Origin of the sequence: Curtobacterium sp. MCBA15_001 (genome assembly GCF_001864835.1) — a bacterium.
Classification (GTDB): Bacteria; Actinomycetota; Actinomycetes; order Actinomycetales; family Microbacteriaceae; genus Curtobacterium.
In genome coordinates this window covers 561,405-576,119 of the sequence record NZ_MJGI01000025.1, presented here as the reverse complement: position 1 = coordinate 576,119, position 14,715 = coordinate 561,405, and the positions used below count along the sequence as shown (strand labels likewise).

The window sequence follows — 14,715 nt, the reverse complement described above, 5'->3', positions numbered from 1 at the left end:
GGCCCCGTGGCCACCCCCGGCGAGCGGTCGCTGAGCGGTGCGCAGAAGGTGGCGCTCATCCTCATGCAGATGGAGACCGACCGCGCCGCCGAGGTGATGAAGCAGTTCTCCGAGCTCGAGGCCGAGGAGATCTCCGCCGAGATCGTCCGGATGCGCCGCGTCGAGGACACCGTCGTCGACGCGACCATGACCGAGTTCCACCGCATGACGCGGAGCGGTCGCACCCAGCGCCGTGGGGGCAAGGACACCGCGCTCGGCCTGCTCGACGCCGCGTTCGGCTCCGAGCGGGCCGCGGGCGTGATGGACCGCCTCGCCTCGAACCTGGCCGGGCAGTCGTTCGACTTCCTGGACGACGCCGAACCGGGCCAGATCGTCACGCTGCTCGAGGGCGAACTGCCGCAGACGATCGCCCTCGTGCTCGCGCACCTGCAGCCGGCCCAGGCCAGCGCGGTGCTCGCCGGGGTGGACGACCGCGCCCGCACCGACGTCGCGCAGGCCTTCGCGACGATGGGCAGCGCGACGCCCGAGGCCGTCGGCATCGTCGCCGGGGTGCTCCGCCAGCGTGCCGGCGCCGTGGTGTCCCCGCGCGAGAGCGTCGAGGTCGTCGGCGGCATCGCGCCCCTGGTCGACATCATCAACCGGTCCGACGTGGCCACCGAGAAGGCCGTGCTCGACGGGCTCGAGGCGCGCGACCCGGAGCTCGCCGAGGACATCCGCTCGCGGATGCTCACGTTCGAGGACATCGTCAAGCTCGAGTCGCGCGACATCCAGCAGGTCCTGCGCGGCATCGACTCGAAGGTCCTGGCGACCGCCATGAAGGGCGCCGCCGGGCCCGTCGTCGAGACCATCCGCGCCAACGTGTCCGAGCGCAACCGCTCACTGCTCGACGACGAGATCCAGGCCATGGGCCCGGTCCGCGTGTCGCAGGTCGAGGAGGCCCGCGCCGAGGTCGTCCGCTCCGTGCGGGAACTCGAGGCGCAGGGCACGATCACCGTGCACCGCGCCGAGGAGGACGAGCTCGTTGACTGACACCGCCTTCGCCCCGCTCGCGTTCCCCGTCGTCGCCGACGCCGGGTTGCAGGGCCGCATCGCCAGTGCCGAGGTCCGGGGACACGCCGCCGGGTACGCCGCCGGTCTGCGTGCGGCGCAGGCCGAGACCGAGGCGCTGCGGGCCGAGCTGTCGGCCGTGCACGCGCACCGCGTCGCGCAGCTCGAGGCCGAGGCGGCACGCCGACTCGCCGTCCTCGGCGCGATGACGGACGCGCTCGTCGCGCGGACCGTCCCGGTCCTCGAGTCCGCGGAACGCTCCGTCGTGGAAGCCGCCATGGAGCTGGCCGAGGCCGCCGTCGGGTACGCGATCCGGTCCTCCCGTCCGGCCCCGTCCGGTTCCGCAGGTCCCGTCGGTGCTGTCGTCCTGGAGGACCGGGTCGACTCCGGCGCGGAAGCGACGGTCCGCCGTGCGCTCGCGCTGGTGGACCACCGGCTCGCCGTCGCGGTCCGGCTCAGCCCGGCGGACGCCGCCGCGGTGGCCGACCTCGACCTGCCGGTCGCGGTGCAGGCCGACCCGGCGCTGTCCGACGGGGACGCCGTCGTCGACCTGCCGGACGGCATGCTCGACGCGCGCATCAGCACCGCCCTGGCCCGCGCGGCCGACGCGCTGGGGGTCACGGCATGACCGCGACGCTCCTGCGACCGCGCGCGCTCGACGCCGCCGTCGCCCTCGCCGCACCGCAGCGGGTCGGGGTCGTGACGAGCGCCGTCGGCCTCGGGCTGACCGTCGCCGGTCTCGACGTGAGCGTCGGCGAGGTCGTGCTCGTCGGCCGTGAGGACGGACCACAGACGGCCGTCGAGGTCGTCGCCACGGACGCGGACGGTGTGCGCTGCATGCCGCTCGGCCGCCTGACCGGTGTGACCGCCGGCATGCCCGCCCGTCCCACCGGACGCCCCGTGCTCGTGCCGACCGGCGCCGGCCTGTTCGGGCGGGTGCTCGATGGGCTCGGTCGGCCGATCGACGACCGCGGACCGCTGGACGCCGATGCCTGGGTGGACCTCGACCACGTCACACCGAACGCGATGGCCCGTACCCGCATCGACACGCCGATGCAGCTCGGTGTCCGCGTGCTCGACACGCTGACGACCGTCGGGCGCGGGCAGCGCATGGGCCTGTTCGCGGGGTCCGGCGTGGGCAAGTCGTCGTTGCTGTCGATGATCGCGCGGGGGAGCGACGCGGCCGTGAACGTCATCGCCCTGGTCGGCGAGCGTGGCCGCGAGGTGCGGGAGTTCCTGGAGGACGACCTCGGTGCGGAGGGCCTCGCCCGGTCGATCGTCGTCGTGTCGACCTCCGACGAGCCCGCCCTGATGCGCCTGCGTGCCGCGTTCGTCGCCACCCGCATCGCTGAGTCGTTCCGCGACGCCGGGCAGGACGTCGTCCTCATGATGGACTCGCTGACCCGCGTCGCGATGGCGCAGCGCGAGATCGGGCTGTCCGTGGGGGAGCCGCCAGCCACCCGGGGGTACCCGCCGTCGACCTTCTCCGTCCTCGCCGGGCTGCTCGAACGGGCCGGGACCGACCGCGTCGGCAGCATCACCGGGATCTACACCGTGCTGGTGGACGGCGACGATCACAACGAACCGATCGCCGACGCCGCGCGCAGCATCCTGGACGGCCACGTCGTCCTCGACCGCAAGCTCGCCGTGACCGGACACTTCCCCTCCGTCGACGCCCTCGGGTCGATCTCCCGCGTGGCCTCGAAGGTGACCTCGCCCGAGCAGCGTGCGGCGGCGACCGGGCTGCGCTCGGTGATGGCCGCACGCAAGGCCGCGCAGGACCTGCTCGACGTCGGGGCGTACCAGCGCGGGTCGAACCCGCTGGTGGACGCCGCGGTCGAGCACCAGGGCGCGATCGACGCGTTCCTGCGCCAGGGCATGGACGAGCGCGCCACGGCGGACGACTCGTGGCAGCGCCTGGGCGACCTGGTCCGCACCCTCGGAGGTGCATGATGCCGAAGCGCTTCCCGCTCGCCGGGCTCCTGCGTCTGCGCCACACCGAACAGGACCGCGCCGCCGCGACCCTGGCGTCCGCGAACGACCGCGTCCGCGAGGCCGCCGACGCCCGGATCGCCGCCCGTCGCACCCTCGAGGAGACCGGCACCGCGATGCCGATCGAGGACGCGGCGACCCTCAGTGCCGTCGCCGCCGCACGGGCCGCGACGCGGGGGATGCTGCGCGAGCTCGACGTCGTGGTCGAGCAGCGCCGCACCGACGCTGCACGCGCGCAGGACGAGTACACCGCGGCACGTCGGTCGGCCCTCGGGCTCGAGAAGCTCGAGGAGCAGCACACCGAGCGCACCACGGCCGAGGAACTCCGCACCGAACAGAACGCACTCGACGAGATCGCGGCACGCAGCTGCACCGAAGGGGGGACCCGATGAGCCTGGATGCCGTCCTGAGCCGGATCTCCGAGATCCGCTCCCAGATCGACACGCTGCAGGGCGGATCGGCGCATGCCGCATCGTCGTCCGCCGCATCGTCTGCCGCGTCTGCGTCCTCGGCGTTCGACGCGACGATGGCCGCCACGACGACCGCCGGCGGGACCGCCGCCGCGGGCGCTGCACCAGCAACGTCCGTCGATGCCGGCAAGGGCACCGTCGCGACGGGCAGCGGCGCCACGGGCGACGACGTCGTGGCGGACGCGAAGAAGTACCTCGGTGTGCCCTACGTGTTCGGCGGGACCACCACCGCGGGCATGGACTGCTCGGGCCTGGTGCAGACCGTGTTCAAGGACCTCGGGGTGACCATGCCGCGCGTCGTGCCGGACCAGGCGAAGATGGGCGTCGCCGTGCCCTCGTTGGCGCAGGCGCAGCCCGGAGACCTGATCATCCCGAAGGGCGAGGGGCACGTCGTGATCTACGTCGGCGACGGCAAGGTGCTGCACGCTCCTCGTCCGGGCAAGGACGTCCGCATCGTGGACAACTGGTACAAGGACTCGGACATCGCCACGATCCGGCGCATCGTCCCGTCCGCGCAGGACGCCGCCGCGACGAAGGCCGCATCGGCTGCTGCGTCGGCGGCGTCCTCCCCGGGTGGCGCCGGGTCCGGGACCGACCTGCAGACCGCTGCGCTGATGTCACTGATGCAGTCGGGGCGTGCCGCATGAGCCCGACGATGACGATCGCACCCGGAGCCTCGGCTGTCGCGGGGCGGGCCCGGGCGACGGGGACCGAGGGTGCTCCCGGCGCGGCGACCGCGGGCTTCGACGCCGCGATGACCGCCGCCGGTGCCGCCGGTGCCGCTGGTGCCGAGTCCGGCGCGCGGCACGGATCGGCGCGGAAGACGGCGTCCGGTGCCGCTGCCGACGCCAGTTCGGGTGCTGGCTCGGTTGCGGGCTCGGGCTCGGCTTCGGCGTCGGGATCGACCTCGGGGTCAGGCCCGGTCGACGCTCCGACGACGACGACCGACGGCGCTGTCGGCGCCGCCGGCACTGCCGGCGCCGCCGCTGGTCAGGCCGCCGGACTCGCCGCCCTGCTCGGGTTGGCGGTGCCGGCGACGGCCACCGCCCCGGCCGCGACCGGCGCGCCCGCCAAGCCCGCCACGCCGACTGCGCCCGCCACGCCGAGTCTCGGCCAGGCGGACGGAACGAGGGGTGCATCCGGTGCAGACAGTCCGCGCGGCCGAGTCTCGGCGACGGGCACCGGCGTCGCGACCCCGGCGGCCGCTGCCGAGACGACCACTGCCGCCGCCGCTGCGGTCGGCGCCACACCCGCTGCTGCCGCTGCCGCGATCGCCGCGCCGAGTCTCGGCAAGGCGGATGGAACTGGCGGTGCATCCGGCGCAGACAGTCCGCGCGGCCGAGTCTCGGCGGACGCTGGCGCGTCCGCGGCGCCGACCGCACCGACGGCCACGGCCACGGCCACGGCCACAGCCGCAGCCGCAGCGCCGAGTCTCGGCCAGGCGGACGGAACTGGCGGTGCATCCGGCGCAGACAGTCCGCGCGGCCGAGTCTCGGCGACGTCCGTGGTCACGAACGGGATCTCGCCAGCGGTGACCATCGCCGACTCGCAGACCGGCGCCGCCGCGGCGGTTCCGGCTCTCGCGGCGCCGACCGCGACCACATCGCAGACCGGAGCCACCGCGACCTCGCCCACCGCCGCTGCAGTGACCATCGCCACCACGGCGGTGCAGCCGCACCGCGGGACGGACGCGGGGTCGTCCGTGGTGGGTGATCCGAGCCTCCCGACCGGGACGGCGACGCCGGACGCACCGTTCGCCCTGCCCACCGCAGCCGCGCCGACCGTCACCACCACGGCGTCCGCGGCGCAGCCCGCGGCGACCCCCGCCCCGCTCACCCAGCAGCTCGCCCGACCCGTGTTCTCGCTCGCGCAGGCCGGCCCCGGCGAGCACGTGGTGACGGTGCAGGTCGTGCCCGACTCGCTCGGTCCGGTCACCGTCCGCGCCCACGTCACCGCGCACGGCATGCACGTCGAGCTGTTCGCTGCGTCGGACGCCGGCCGCGAGGCCGTGCGCCAGGTCCTGCCGGACCTCCGCCGCGAGGGCAGCGCGGTCGCGACCACCCTCGACCTGTCCTCGCAGAACCACCCCGGCCAGTCGGCGGACCAGTCCGCGGCGCGCGACGGCCGTCCGACCGGCGGTCCGGCAGCACGTCCGGCCGACCGGGAGGCCCGACCCGCCACCACCGAGCCCGCCCGGCCCGCCACCACCACCGTCCGCACCGCGGGACTCGACGTCCTCGCCTGATCCCGACCACGACAAGGAACCCACCATGCCCCTCGACGGGATCACCGGCAGCGTCGACCAGGCCACCCAGGCCGCCGCCCTCGCCGCGAACAGCACGAAGAAGTCCCAGACGATGGACTCCCAGGTCTTCATGAAGCTGCTCGTCACGCAGCTGCAGAACCAGGACCCGTCCTCGCCGATGGACACCAACCAGATGATCAGCCAGCAGACGCAGCTCGCGATGATGGAGCAGATCACCAACCAGACCACGACGGGGAACGAGAACTTCTCGCTGCAGATGCGCATCGCTGCCGCGAACCTCGTCGGCAAGCAGGTCAGCTACACGGACGCGACCTCCGGTGCAGCCGTCACCGGGACCGCGACCGCCGTGTCCTACGCGCAGAGCGTGCCGACCGTCACCGTGAACGGGAAGGAGGTCGATCTCGACGTGATCTCCGGTATCAAGACCGCCTGACCTGCCTCCGCCCACACCTTCCTCGTTCTTCCTCGTTCTTCCGTTCTGAAAGGGACTCCTCATGCTCCGCTCGCTCTACTCCGGGATCTCCGGCCTCCGCTCCCACCAGGAGATGCTCGACGTCACGGGCAACAACATCGCCAACGTCAACACGGTCGGCTTCAAGGCCTCGACCACCGTGTTCCAGGACACCCTGTCGCAGATGACCCAGGGTGCCGGCGGACCGCAGACCGGCATCGGCGGGACCAACCCCGCGCAGATCGGCCTCGGCGTGCAGGTCGCCGGCGTCTCGACCAACTTCGCACAGGGCTCCGCGCAGGCGACCGGCAAGGCCACCGACCTGATGATCTCCGGCGACGGCTTCTTCGTCACCCGCCTGGGCAACGACACCGTGTACAGCCGCGCCGGCGCGTTCGACTTCGACGCGAACGGCCGTCTGGTCAGCGCCGACGGCAAGATCGTGCAGGGCTACTCCGCCACGAACGGCGTGGTCAACGACGGCGGAGCGCTCTCCGACATCACGCTGCCGTTGCAGGCTGCCGCACCCGCCACCGCCACCACCTCGGCCACCGTCTCCGGCAACCTGCCCTCCGACACCGCCGTCGGCGAGACCCTGAACCGCGACGCCACCGTGTACGACCAGTACGGCACCAAGCACACGCTGTCGTTGGCCTACACCCGCACCACCGACGGCTGGAGCGTGTCCGCCTCGAACGGGCAGGGCACCGCCGCGACCGGCACCATCGCGTTCGGCGCCGACGGCAAGATCACCGCCGGGTCGACCCTGGCGGTCGGCGGCATCACGGTCGACATGACGCAGCTGTCCGGGTTCGCGGCGCTCAACACCGCGTCGATCTCGTCCCAGAACGGACACGAGGCCGGCTCGCTGCAGAACTACACCATCTCGAAGGACGGCACCGTGATGGGGACGTTCTCCAACGGGTCCTCGCTCGCCCTCGGCCGCATCGCCCTGGCGACCTTCGCCAACCCGGCCGGCCTCGAGAAGACCGGTGCCTCGGGCTACCGCGCCACCGCCAACTCCGGCCAGGCCCAGGTCGGCGTCCCCGGATCCGCCGGCATCGGTTCGCTGGCAGCCGGCACGCTCGAGATGTCGAACGTGGACCTGTCGCAGGAGTTCACGAACCTGATCGTCGCGCAGCGCGGGTTCCAGGCGAACGCACGCATCATCACGACCTCGGACGAGGTGCTGCAGGAGCTGACGAACCTGAAGCGGTAGGCGGCGGGCCGTCCTGCGGGCTGCGGCCCGCGGGCTGCGGCCTGCTGCTCGCCGGTCGGCCGGTGCCGGGCGCGCTCGCCCGTGTGCAGGGGCGTCCACCACCGGTACGGTGCGGTCATGGACTCCTCCTTCTCCGCGCCGACCGCGATGGAGTTCAAGGCCCTGTACGACGAGACCGGGTGGGCCGACTGGACGTTGGACCGGTTCGAGCGGGCCCTCGCTGGGACCTGGGTCGTCTGCACCGTGCGTGACGACACCGGTCGTCTGATCGGCATGGGTCGGATCGTCAGCGACGGGGCGCTCCGTGCGTTCGTGACGGAGATGCTCGTCGCGGAGGACGCCAGAGGTGCGGGCGTCGGAGGTGAGGTTCTCGCTCGGCTGGTCGACGAGGCCCGCCGACGCGGCGTCCACGACGTCCAGCCGTTCGCGGCCCGGGGCCGTGCCGCGTTCTACGAACGGCATGGCTTCGCGCCCCGAGCGGACAGCGCGCCCGGCATGGACCTCGTGGAAGGGCGATGACGATCGACGCCGTGACCGCGCGCGACGTGGACGGGCTCCGTGCGTTCCTCCGAGCCGCCGACCTCACCCTCGCTGGTCTCGACGAGCCGACGGTCCGGCTCTGGATCGAACGGGACGAGTCGGGAACCGTGGTCGGCAGCACCGGCTTCGAGCTGAGTCACGACGGTGGACACGCGCTGATCCGAAGCGTCGCAGTCGCGGCAGACCGTCGCTCGGCCGGAGCCGGGTCGCGCCTCGCCGGGTTCGCACTCGACCGGGCGGCGCAGGCAGGCGCGTCGCGCGCCTGGCTGTTCTCGCGGAGGTCGGGGCCGTTCTGGCAACGTCTCGGCTTCGTCGATGCCGACCGGCACGACCTGGCTACAGTGCTCCCCGACACCCACCAGGTGCGACTCTTCGTCCGGACCGGCCAGATCGAGACCGAAGTGGCGTGGTCTCGTGCGCTGGACGACCGCTTGCAGGGCGCATGACTGCCGCTGTTCCGGTGTGAGGCCCGTCGGGTAGGTTCGCATCGTGGACTGGCGCAGGGACCGGATCGCCGCTGCGCACCGCGGCGAGAACCCCACTGTGCTCGCGGAACTCGCAGGGGGCTTCGCGGTGATCGGCGACGTGCAGTTCCTGCCGGGCTACTGCGTGCTGCTCGGGAAGGACCCGCGAGCCAGTTCCTTGGCCGACATGCCCCGTGCCGCCCGCGTGCAGTTCCTCGCCGACGCCGACCTGCTCGCCACCGCCGTCGAGCGGGCCTGCCGCAGCTCTGACCCGGCGTTCCGACGCGTGAACCTCGAGGTGCTCGGCAACACGGACCCGCTCGTGCACGCGCACGTCTGGCCGCGGTACGCGTGGGAGCCCCCGTCGCTCGTGACGCGTCCGGTGTGGCTCTACGACGCCGACCGTTGGCACGACCCCGCGAACGCCCTCGGTGCGAGGCACGACGTCCTCCGCGAACGCATCACCAGCGAACTCCTGGTGTTGGCCGACGGCGATGCGGTGGTCATCACGTCGGCGCCGTGACCGAGCGGCGAGACAGCTGGCACGTCACTCGACCCCGTGTTCCCGTCGTGTTCGGACCCTCCGACCGCGCGCACGGTCGACGGAACGGCCGAGCGTGAACACGAGCACGAGGCCTCCGACGACCCCGGCGGCGATGGGAGTGACTGCGAGCTCGAGGTCGGCTCCGGGCGCCTGCCACCAGTCGATCGACCAGGCGCTGACGCCGCCGAAGACCATCAGCGCCACGCCGGCCCACCACCCACGCCCCGGCAGGTGCACGACGCCGAGCACGGTCAGGACCATGAGTGCCCACGATGCGATCGGTGCCAGCGAACGGACGTCGTCGGTCCCGCACGTCGAGACCGCACACTCCCACTCGACGTGGTCAGCGACCCCGGCGTACCAGGACACGAGCAGACACGCGCAGACGAGCGCGACCGCGGACACGACCGGGCCGGCCCGACGCCAGACCCGCAGCAGGCGTCGTCCGAGGGGCTCCGTCGGTGCGTCTTCGGGGAGCCAGCTGAGATCGGACACAGCAGCACAGTAATGCGCACCGGGTCCCGAGCAGTGACTACGCGCTTGTGGAGCCGCCGGGCTGCATGTCGTAGGTCACCCACGGTGTCGCGCGAGCGACCTCGTCGTAGACCCGACGGGCTCGCTCGTTCTCGCTCGCGGTGATCCACCGCACGATGCTCGCGCCATCCTGCGCTGCGATCGCCGCTGCCTCACGGAGCAGCGCTGTGGCGACCCCTCGGCCCCGGGCATCGGGCGCTGTGAACAGGTCGTCGAGGTAGATGCCGATCGTCGCCGTCGAGGGTCGCGCGAAGCGCCGGAGGTTCGCGAGACCGATCAGGACGCCGTCACCGTCGGTCGCGACGAGGCCGACGATCCCGTGCGCCCCGGTCGAGACCCACTCCCATGTCCGCTCGACCGCGTCTCGGTCCTCGGGCAGCTCGTAGAACGCGCGGTACCCGGCGTAGAGCGCGGACCACTCGGCTTCGTCGTGTAGGGCAACGGTGCGGACGTGAACTGACATCTGGCGAGCCTAGGGCCACGGTCGACCCGCCACGTGCGCGAGGATCGTCGACGTGCACACTGATCCGCTGATGACCACGGCGCGGTTGTCGCTCCGCCTCCACCGCGACGATGACCTGGATCGTCTGGTGACCATCCACTCCCAGCCGGTGGTCGCACGCTTCCTCCTCGAGGAACCCTGGACACTCGAGTCCGGTGCAGCGCAGCTCGAGCGTCGTCTCCGCCGCACTGGGCTGGACGAGGCATCGGGATCACTCGCGCTGGCAGTCGAACGGGGAAGGCGACTGATCGGGACCGTGGCGATCTGGCGGACCGAACAGGAGCGCCGCTCGGTGGAGGTCGGGTGGACGATCGATCCCGCGTACGGAGGACAGGGGTACGCGACCGAGGCAGTCGCCGCAGTCGTGCAGTTCGCGTTCGAGCGGCACGACGTCCATCGTGCATCGGCCCAGATGGACGCTCGGAACACGTCCTCGGCGCGGCTCGCCCGACGACTGGGCATGCGTCAGGAGGCACACTTCCGTCAGGACTTCTGGAGCAAGGGGGAGTGGACCGACACGCTGGTCTTCGCGGTGCTCCGCGACGAGTGGACGGCCGTCCAGGCGCGTCGCCGCTAGCATCGGGCCATGGCACAGGTCGTCGTCTTCGGCCACCGCGCGTCGCTCGACGCACATCGCGGGGCGCTCTCGGACGCGATCCACGGCGCCGTGGTCGCAGCGCTCGACTACCCACCCGAGAAGCGGTTCCACCGGTTCATCGGTCTCGACGACGCCGACTTCGTCCACCCGGCGGACCGGGGCCCCGACTACACGATCATCGAGATCGCGATGTTCGAGGGCAGGAGCGACGCAGCCAAGCGCCTGCTCATCGATGAGCTCTTCACGCGGATCGAGTCGGCGACCGGGATCCTGCCGCACAGCGTCGAGATCACGATCACCGAGACGCCGAAGGTGCACTGGGGGATCCGCGGTCAGAATGCGGCGGACCTGACACTCGACTACTCGGTCGACGTCTGAGGAAGCGTCAGAGCCCGCGGCGAGCCTGCCATCGGTTGATCAGGAAGACGACCACCCCGAGCACCGCCAGGCCGACACCGATGAGGAGCTGCTCCGGCCCGCCGTGCCGGCCGAGGTCGACCACCCCGCGGAGCACCAAGACCAGTCCCAGTCCGACGACGACCCACGGGAGGACGTCGCGGAACGGGTTCGGCCGCAGTGTCCTGAACCGGCGGGGCGTGGGGTCGTCATCGTGCTCCATCGGACCAGCATCCTCCCGCGAGCGAGGCGCGGTCCTCTCGGCGGTTGTGGTGTCCACCGCAACGGTGAGAGCCCGTCCGTGGTGTGCTGGAGCCGTGCGCATCCGATCCGCTGCCGTTGTCGTCCGCGACCACGAGGTCCTCGTGATCCGACGGGAGCAGGACGGGCGGCGGTACTGCGTGCTCCCCGGCGGCGGGGTGGAACGGTCCGAGACGCTCCGGCAGGCCTGTCGACGCGAACTCCTCGAGGAGACCGGCCTCGACGGCACCGTCGGGGAGCTGCTCGACACACCGGTCGACAGCGAGGTCCCCGTCGCGTACTTCGCCGTGCGGGTCGACTCGGCGACGGTCGGGTTGGCGCTCGGCGGTCCCGAACTCGGGCGAGCGTCGGAGCACAACCGGTACACCCCACATTGGGTCCCGGTCGACGCACTCGAAGCGATGACCCTGGTGCCGGACGAAGCGCGCATCGCGGTCCAGCTCGTCCTCGGGCGGCACGGAGCCTGACTCACCGCTACCGGCTCAGGCGACGGGGCGCCAGAGCCAGCGGAGCGCGTCCGGCAGGAGCACTCCACCGTGGTTCGGGGAGTGGCCGCCGTCGCCGACGACCAGCCGGAAGTCGTACCCGGCACGAGCGAGTGCCGCTGCGGTCTCCAGGTTCTCCGCGAGCCAGTTCGCGTCGGGTTCGTTCCACTGCAGGTCCCGGTGGGCGGCCTGGAGGAACACCCGCGTCGGTCTCCGAGGCTCGCTGGCGAGCATGGCCGGGTACGGGTTGCCTCCCGGCATCTGCGCAAAGCTCGCGTTGAACGCGATCGCGCGGCCCAGGCCGTCCGGACGCGTCCAGACGGCCGTCACGGCGGCGTTCCCGCCGCTGCTGCCGCCGCAGATGCCGCGCATCATCGGGTCGTCCGAGACGGAGTACCGCGTTCCGACGAGCGGCAGCACCTCGTCGAGCAGGAAGCTGGCGTACGTGTCGTCGAAGGCGTCGTACTCGGCGTTCCGGTGCTTCGTGGGGACACCGTCGACGTCGAGGACGCCAGGATCGACGAACACGCCGATCATCTGGGGGATCGCCTCGTCGGCGGCGAGGTTGTCGAGGACGATCCCGCCGCGCACGTCGCCGTCGGGGTCGAGGTACCACCAGCCGTCGTTGAAGAACATGACGGCACTCGGCTCGTCAGCCCGGTGACCGGCAGGACGATGGACCCACACCGTCCGGGTGGTGCCCGGGAACCGCTGCGACGACCGGATCTGGAACGTGTCGGTCGTGCCGGGCGCGACTCCCGGTCGCCGCTGCGAGTCGGGCCCGTACGCGTAGGTGACGTGCTCCTGCGAGATCGGGAGCGGGGCGTACGACAGCGGCGACGACACCCTGGGAGCCTAGCCGGGCATGCTCCGGTCTGACTCGTCGATGCCAGATCACCGACGCTCGGACACCGCCGTGCCGATCTTCGCTCCGAGCCCAGCCGCGAGGACGTGTGCGTCCGCCAGCGGCAACCACCAGCAGGTCCAGGCCTGCGCACGCTCGCCAGAAGCGGGGTCGGACTCGCCCGCGTGCCATCGCTCGGTGACGTCGGCGTCCTCCATCGACATCCGGAAGAAGTGGCGTACGGCGACCTCGTCGCGAGCCGGACGCACGTCGTACCGCTCGACGCCGAGGGACCGCACGACCTGGCCGCTGCGGCCGGTCTCCTCGTGGAGTTCCCGGAGCGCTGCCTCCTCGGGGGTCTCGCCGGACTCGATCGTGCCGGCCGGCACCTGCACCCCGGCCACGGTCAGCGCGACCGTGTCGTGCGTGAACACGAGCAGGTGCACGTCGTGGATCACGTAGCAGACGGCCTTGTCGACATCACGTGGCATGGCCCCACGCTACGACGATCGGCGATACTGCTCGCATGGACCGTCCGCGGGGGCAGCAGGAGGACCGCTTCTCCGAGCGACTCCGACTCCGCCCGTGGGTCGTGTCCGACGCCGCCTTCCACCGTCGCCTCTGGGCCGAACGCGACCCTCGTGTCCCAGCTCGGCGCCGTCTCACTGCCGACGGGCACCCGACCCTGGCCGAGATGGAGGACTGGCTGCGCGCCTACCGGCAGGAACCGGCGCCCGGACTGCTCGTCGTGGAGCGTGCCGACGACCGGACCGCGATCGGGTACTGCGGTCTGGTCGCGAACAGCGTCGGGCGCCCTGAGGAACCCGAGCTGGCCTACGAGTTCCTCCGGGCGTCGTGGGGTCGTGGGTACGCCACCGAGGCGTCCCGCGTGGTCATCAGTCTGGCAGCGGCGGTCGGCTACGAGCACCTCTCGTCGACGGTCCGGGCGTGGAACACCGCCTCGTTTGCCGTGCTTCGGAAGCTGGGCTTCGTCGACACCGGCGAACGCGAGCGCGACGCCGTGCACGGCGACTCGGTGCTGCTCCGGTTGCGCCTCTGGCCCGACGCCGATCAGTCCGCCGGCCCCCAGATGATCCGGTCCGACAGTCCTGCAGCGATCTCCTCGTCCAGTGGCAGTTCGAACCGCTCGAACCCGTCCGGCATGTCGGCGTAGCTCGCGACCCGCGCGACCAACGCTGCGGCGGCCTCGTCCGCCGCTGCCGCCGACGTGAAGAACCCGAGCAACTTCGCTTCGGTGACTTCGTCGGCTGCGACGGTCGATCGGTGGACGAGGACCCAGATCGTCATGCGTCGACCTGGAAGAACCCGGATGCCCACGCGGTCTCGCCCACCGTGTAGCGGTCGACGTACACGGTCCGCGACTCGTGGACCTGGCGGCGTCGGTCGTCCGCGGACGCTGCGGCGGCCGCCCAGGTCGAGAAGGCGCCGAGGAACCGCGGGTCCTCGTCGGCACCGTCCTCGGAGACCCACCACACCGAGCGCTCCGAACCGTCATCGAACACTGCGCACCGGCGGAGCAGTTCGTCCACCACGAGCTCGAGCGGCTGCGTGGCATCCAGGCGCACGCCGTCCGGCGTGCCCGCTCCGGATGCGTGCAACCGGCGCACGAGTGCCCGCTCGTCCGTCCGCCCCGCACCGGCCCATTCGTCGTCGCCGCGGGCATCGAGTCGACGCTCGAGCGTGGCGGCGTCGACGACCAGGACGAACACGGCATCGAACACCTCGAGGAAGCCCTCGGCGTTGCGTGACCCGCCGCAGAAGAAGGTCGCCGGTTGGGAGGCGTCACCCGCGATGGCACGGACCCGCTCCACGTCCCACAGATGGTGATCATGGACCGCGGTGCCGGCCACGGCCGAGACCGCGCGCCCGGTGACCGGGTCGCCCTGGTACGCCAGCTCCCGGTCGCCGTTCACCGCGTGGAGACCACGTCGACGCAACTCGTGGCACACGGCGGTCTTCCCGGTGCCCGAGACGCCTTCCACCAGGTAGTTGCGTCGGCCCACGAGCACACCGTAGCCTCTGGCGACCCGGCCGAGAGGCTGAGCGGCCAACCGACCGAGCGGCTGACGACGAGGACAGGA

General features: G+C 72.1%; 21 protein-coding genes. 15 read left to right on the top strand and 6 right to left on the bottom strand.

Going from position 1 to position 14,715, the window contains the following annotated elements; genetic code table 11:
- The first annotated feature begins 6 nt into the window (after window positions 1–6).
- The 11 genes from fliG (at window position 7) to BIU90_RS14640 (ending at window position 8,972) form a co-directional block, all read left to right on the top strand.
- A complete protein-coding gene (gene fliG / locus BIU90_RS14690; RefSeq protein ID WP_302847396.1) occupies window positions 7–1,029 on the top strand; it encodes a flagellar motor switch protein FliG in 1,023 nt (340 codons plus the stop codon).
- Window positions 1,022–1,675 carry a hypothetical protein gene (locus BIU90_RS14685; protein ID WP_071300897.1) on the top strand — a complete coding sequence of 218 codons (654 nt, stop codon included), beginning with the start codon at window positions 1,022–1,024 and terminating at the stop codon, window positions 1,673–1,675. The genes fliG and BIU90_RS14685 overlap by 8 nt, the downstream gene beginning before the upstream one ends.
- On the top strand, window positions 1,672–3,000 hold the full coding sequence (locus tag BIU90_RS14680; protein WP_071300896.1) for a FliI/YscN family ATPase: 1,329 nt from the start codon (window positions 1,672–1,674) through the stop codon (window positions 2,998–3,000). The genes BIU90_RS14685 and BIU90_RS14680 overlap by 4 nt, the downstream gene beginning before the upstream one ends.
- Window positions 2,997–3,431: a flagellar FliJ family protein gene (locus tag BIU90_RS14675; RefSeq protein ID WP_139195286.1), complete on the top strand. Its 435-nt coding sequence runs from the start codon at window positions 2,997–2,999 to the stop codon at window positions 3,429–3,431. The genes BIU90_RS14680 and BIU90_RS14675 overlap by 4 nt, the downstream gene beginning before the upstream one ends.
- Window positions 3,428–4,156: a C40 family peptidase gene (locus BIU90_RS14670; protein WP_071300894.1), complete on the top strand. Its 729-nt coding sequence runs from the start codon at window positions 3,428–3,430 to the stop codon at window positions 4,154–4,156. Before BIU90_RS14675 ends, BIU90_RS14670 begins: the two co-directional genes overlap by 4 nt.
- A gap of 8 nt (window positions 4,157–4,164) precedes the next feature.
- Window positions 4,165–5,754 (top strand): flagellar hook-length control protein FliK, encoded by a 1,590-nt coding sequence (locus BIU90_RS14665; RefSeq protein WP_139195285.1) that lies wholly within the window; start codon window positions 4,165–4,167, stop codon window positions 5,752–5,754.
- A 25-nt stretch (window positions 5,755–5,779) separates the two neighbouring features.
- On the top strand, window positions 5,780–6,208 hold the full coding sequence (locus BIU90_RS14660; RefSeq protein WP_071300892.1) for a flagellar hook assembly protein FlgD: 429 nt from the start codon (window positions 5,780–5,782) through the stop codon (window positions 6,206–6,208).
- Window positions 6,209–6,269: 61 nt separating this feature from the next.
- On the top strand, window positions 6,270–7,445 hold the full coding sequence (locus tag BIU90_RS14655; RefSeq protein WP_071300891.1) for a flagellar hook protein FlgE: 1,176 nt from the start codon (window positions 6,270–6,272) through the stop codon (window positions 7,443–7,445).
- Window positions 7,446–7,562: 117 nt separating this feature from the next.
- Window positions 7,563–7,964 (top strand): GNAT family N-acetyltransferase, encoded by a 402-nt coding sequence (locus tag BIU90_RS14650; protein WP_071300890.1) that lies wholly within the window; start codon window positions 7,563–7,565, stop codon window positions 7,962–7,964.
- A complete protein-coding gene (locus BIU90_RS14645) occupies window positions 7,961–8,431 on the top strand; it encodes a GNAT family N-acetyltransferase (protein WP_071300889.1) in 471 nt (156 codons plus the stop codon). Before BIU90_RS14650 ends, BIU90_RS14645 begins: the two co-directional genes overlap by 4 nt.
- Window positions 8,432–8,474: 43 nt before the next feature.
- A complete protein-coding gene (locus tag BIU90_RS14640; RefSeq protein WP_071300888.1) occupies window positions 8,475–8,972 on the top strand; it encodes an HIT family protein in 498 nt (165 codons plus the stop codon).
- Window positions 8,973–8,996: 24 nt separating this feature from the next.
- On the opposite strand, the gene BIU90_RS14635 is transcribed toward BIU90_RS14640, so the two are convergent.
- Window positions 8,997–9,488, bottom strand: a complete 492-nt coding sequence (locus BIU90_RS14635) for a hypothetical protein (RefSeq protein ID WP_071300887.1) — start codon at window positions 9,486–9,488, stop codon at window positions 8,997–8,999.
- Between the two features lie 37 nt (window positions 9,489–9,525).
- Window positions 9,526–9,990: a GNAT family N-acetyltransferase gene (locus BIU90_RS14630; protein ID WP_071300886.1), complete on the bottom strand. Its 465-nt coding sequence runs from the start codon at window positions 9,988–9,990 to the stop codon at window positions 9,526–9,528.
- A gap of 52 nt (window positions 9,991–10,042) precedes the next feature.
- Between BIU90_RS14630 and BIU90_RS14625 the strand changes: the two genes are divergently transcribed.
- A complete protein-coding gene (locus BIU90_RS14625; RefSeq protein ID WP_254787067.1) occupies window positions 10,043–10,606 on the top strand; it encodes a GNAT family N-acetyltransferase in 564 nt (187 codons plus the stop codon).
- A 9-nt stretch (window positions 10,607–10,615) separates the two neighbouring features.
- Window positions 10,616–11,005 (top strand): tautomerase family protein, encoded by a 390-nt coding sequence (locus BIU90_RS14620; protein WP_071300884.1) that lies wholly within the window; start codon window positions 10,616–10,618, stop codon window positions 11,003–11,005.
- A gap of 7 nt (window positions 11,006–11,012) precedes the next feature.
- Here BIU90_RS14620 and BIU90_RS19065 read toward each other — a convergent pair whose 3' ends face one another.
- Window positions 11,013–11,246, bottom strand: a complete 234-nt coding sequence (locus BIU90_RS19065; RefSeq protein ID WP_071300883.1) for a hypothetical protein — start codon at window positions 11,244–11,246, stop codon at window positions 11,013–11,015.
- Window positions 11,247–11,340: 94 nt separating this feature from the next.
- Between BIU90_RS19065 and BIU90_RS19060 the strand changes: the two genes are divergently transcribed.
- Entirely contained in the window at window positions 11,341–11,751 is a 411-nt protein-coding gene (locus BIU90_RS19060; RefSeq protein ID WP_071300882.1) for an NUDIX domain-containing protein, read from the top strand.
- Window positions 11,752–11,766: 15 nt separating this feature from the next.
- Here BIU90_RS19060 and BIU90_RS14605 read toward each other — a convergent pair whose 3' ends face one another.
- Complete coding sequence (locus BIU90_RS14605) at window positions 11,767–12,615, bottom strand: esterase family protein (protein WP_071300881.1); 849 nt, start codon at window positions 12,613–12,615, stop codon at window positions 11,767–11,769.
- Window positions 12,616–12,663: 48 nt separating this feature from the next.
- Complete coding sequence (locus BIU90_RS14600; protein WP_071300880.1) at window positions 12,664–13,104, bottom strand: NUDIX domain-containing protein; 441 nt, start codon at window positions 13,102–13,104, stop codon at window positions 12,664–12,666.
- Window positions 13,105–13,139: 35 nt separating this feature from the next.
- Between BIU90_RS14600 and BIU90_RS14595 the strand changes: the two genes are divergently transcribed.
- Window positions 13,140–13,787: a GNAT family N-acetyltransferase gene (locus BIU90_RS14595; protein WP_071300879.1), complete on the top strand. Its 648-nt coding sequence runs from the start codon at window positions 13,140–13,142 to the stop codon at window positions 13,785–13,787.
- Window positions 13,788–13,917: 130 nt separating this feature from the next.
- Here the strand turns inward: BIU90_RS14595 and BIU90_RS14590 are convergent, their stop codons facing one another.
- Window positions 13,918–14,637 (bottom strand): hypothetical protein, encoded by a 720-nt coding sequence (locus tag BIU90_RS14590; RefSeq protein WP_071300878.1) that lies wholly within the window; start codon window positions 14,635–14,637, stop codon window positions 13,918–13,920.
- Window positions 14,638–14,715: the final 78 nt, after the last annotated feature.

Bases quoted from the DNA above. Each gene is read 5' to 3' on its own strand.
- BIU90_RS14595 (WP_071300879.1), top strand. From the start codon at position 13,140: ATGGACCGTCCGCGGGGGCAGCAGGAGGACCGCTTCTCCGAGCGACTC.
- BIU90_RS14660 (WP_071300892.1), top strand. From the start codon at position 5,780: ATGCCCCTCGACGGGATCACCGGCAGCGTCGACCAGGCCACCCAGGCC.
- BIU90_RS14650 (WP_071300890.1), top strand. From the start codon at position 7,563: ATGGACTCCTCCTTCTCCGCGCCGACCGCGATGGAGTTCAAGGCCCTG.
- BIU90_RS14655 (WP_071300891.1), top strand. From the start codon at position 6,270: ATGCTCCGCTCGCTCTACTCCGGGATCTCCGGCCTCCGCTCCCACCAG.
- BIU90_RS14675 (WP_139195286.1), top strand. From the start codon at position 2,997: ATGATGCCGAAGCGCTTCCCGCTCGCCGGGCTCCTGCGTCTGCGCCAC.
- BIU90_RS14680 (WP_071300896.1), top strand. From the start codon at position 1,672: ATGACCGCGACGCTCCTGCGACCGCGCGCGCTCGACGCCGCCGTCGCC.
- BIU90_RS14620 (WP_071300884.1), top strand. From the start codon at position 10,616: ATGGCACAGGTCGTCGTCTTCGGCCACCGCGCGTCGCTCGACGCACAT.
- BIU90_RS14665 (WP_139195285.1), top strand. From the start codon at position 4,165: ATGACGATCGCACCCGGAGCCTCGGCTGTCGCGGGGCGGGCCCGGGCG.
- BIU90_RS19065 (WP_071300883.1), bottom strand. From the start codon at position 11,246: ATGGAGCACGATGACGACCCCACGCCCCGCCGGTTCAGGACACTGCGG.
- BIU90_RS14645 (WP_071300889.1), top strand. From the start codon at position 7,961: ATGACGATCGACGCCGTGACCGCGCGCGACGTGGACGGGCTCCGTGCG.
- BIU90_RS14670 (WP_071300894.1), top strand. From the start codon at position 3,428: ATGAGCCTGGATGCCGTCCTGAGCCGGATCTCCGAGATCCGCTCCCAG.
- BIU90_RS14600 (WP_071300880.1), bottom strand. From the start codon at position 13,104: ATGCCACGTGATGTCGACAAGGCCGTCTGCTACGTGATCCACGACGTG.
- BIU90_RS14630 (WP_071300886.1), bottom strand. From the start codon at position 9,990: ATGTCAGTTCACGTCCGCACCGTTGCCCTACACGACGAAGCCGAGTGG.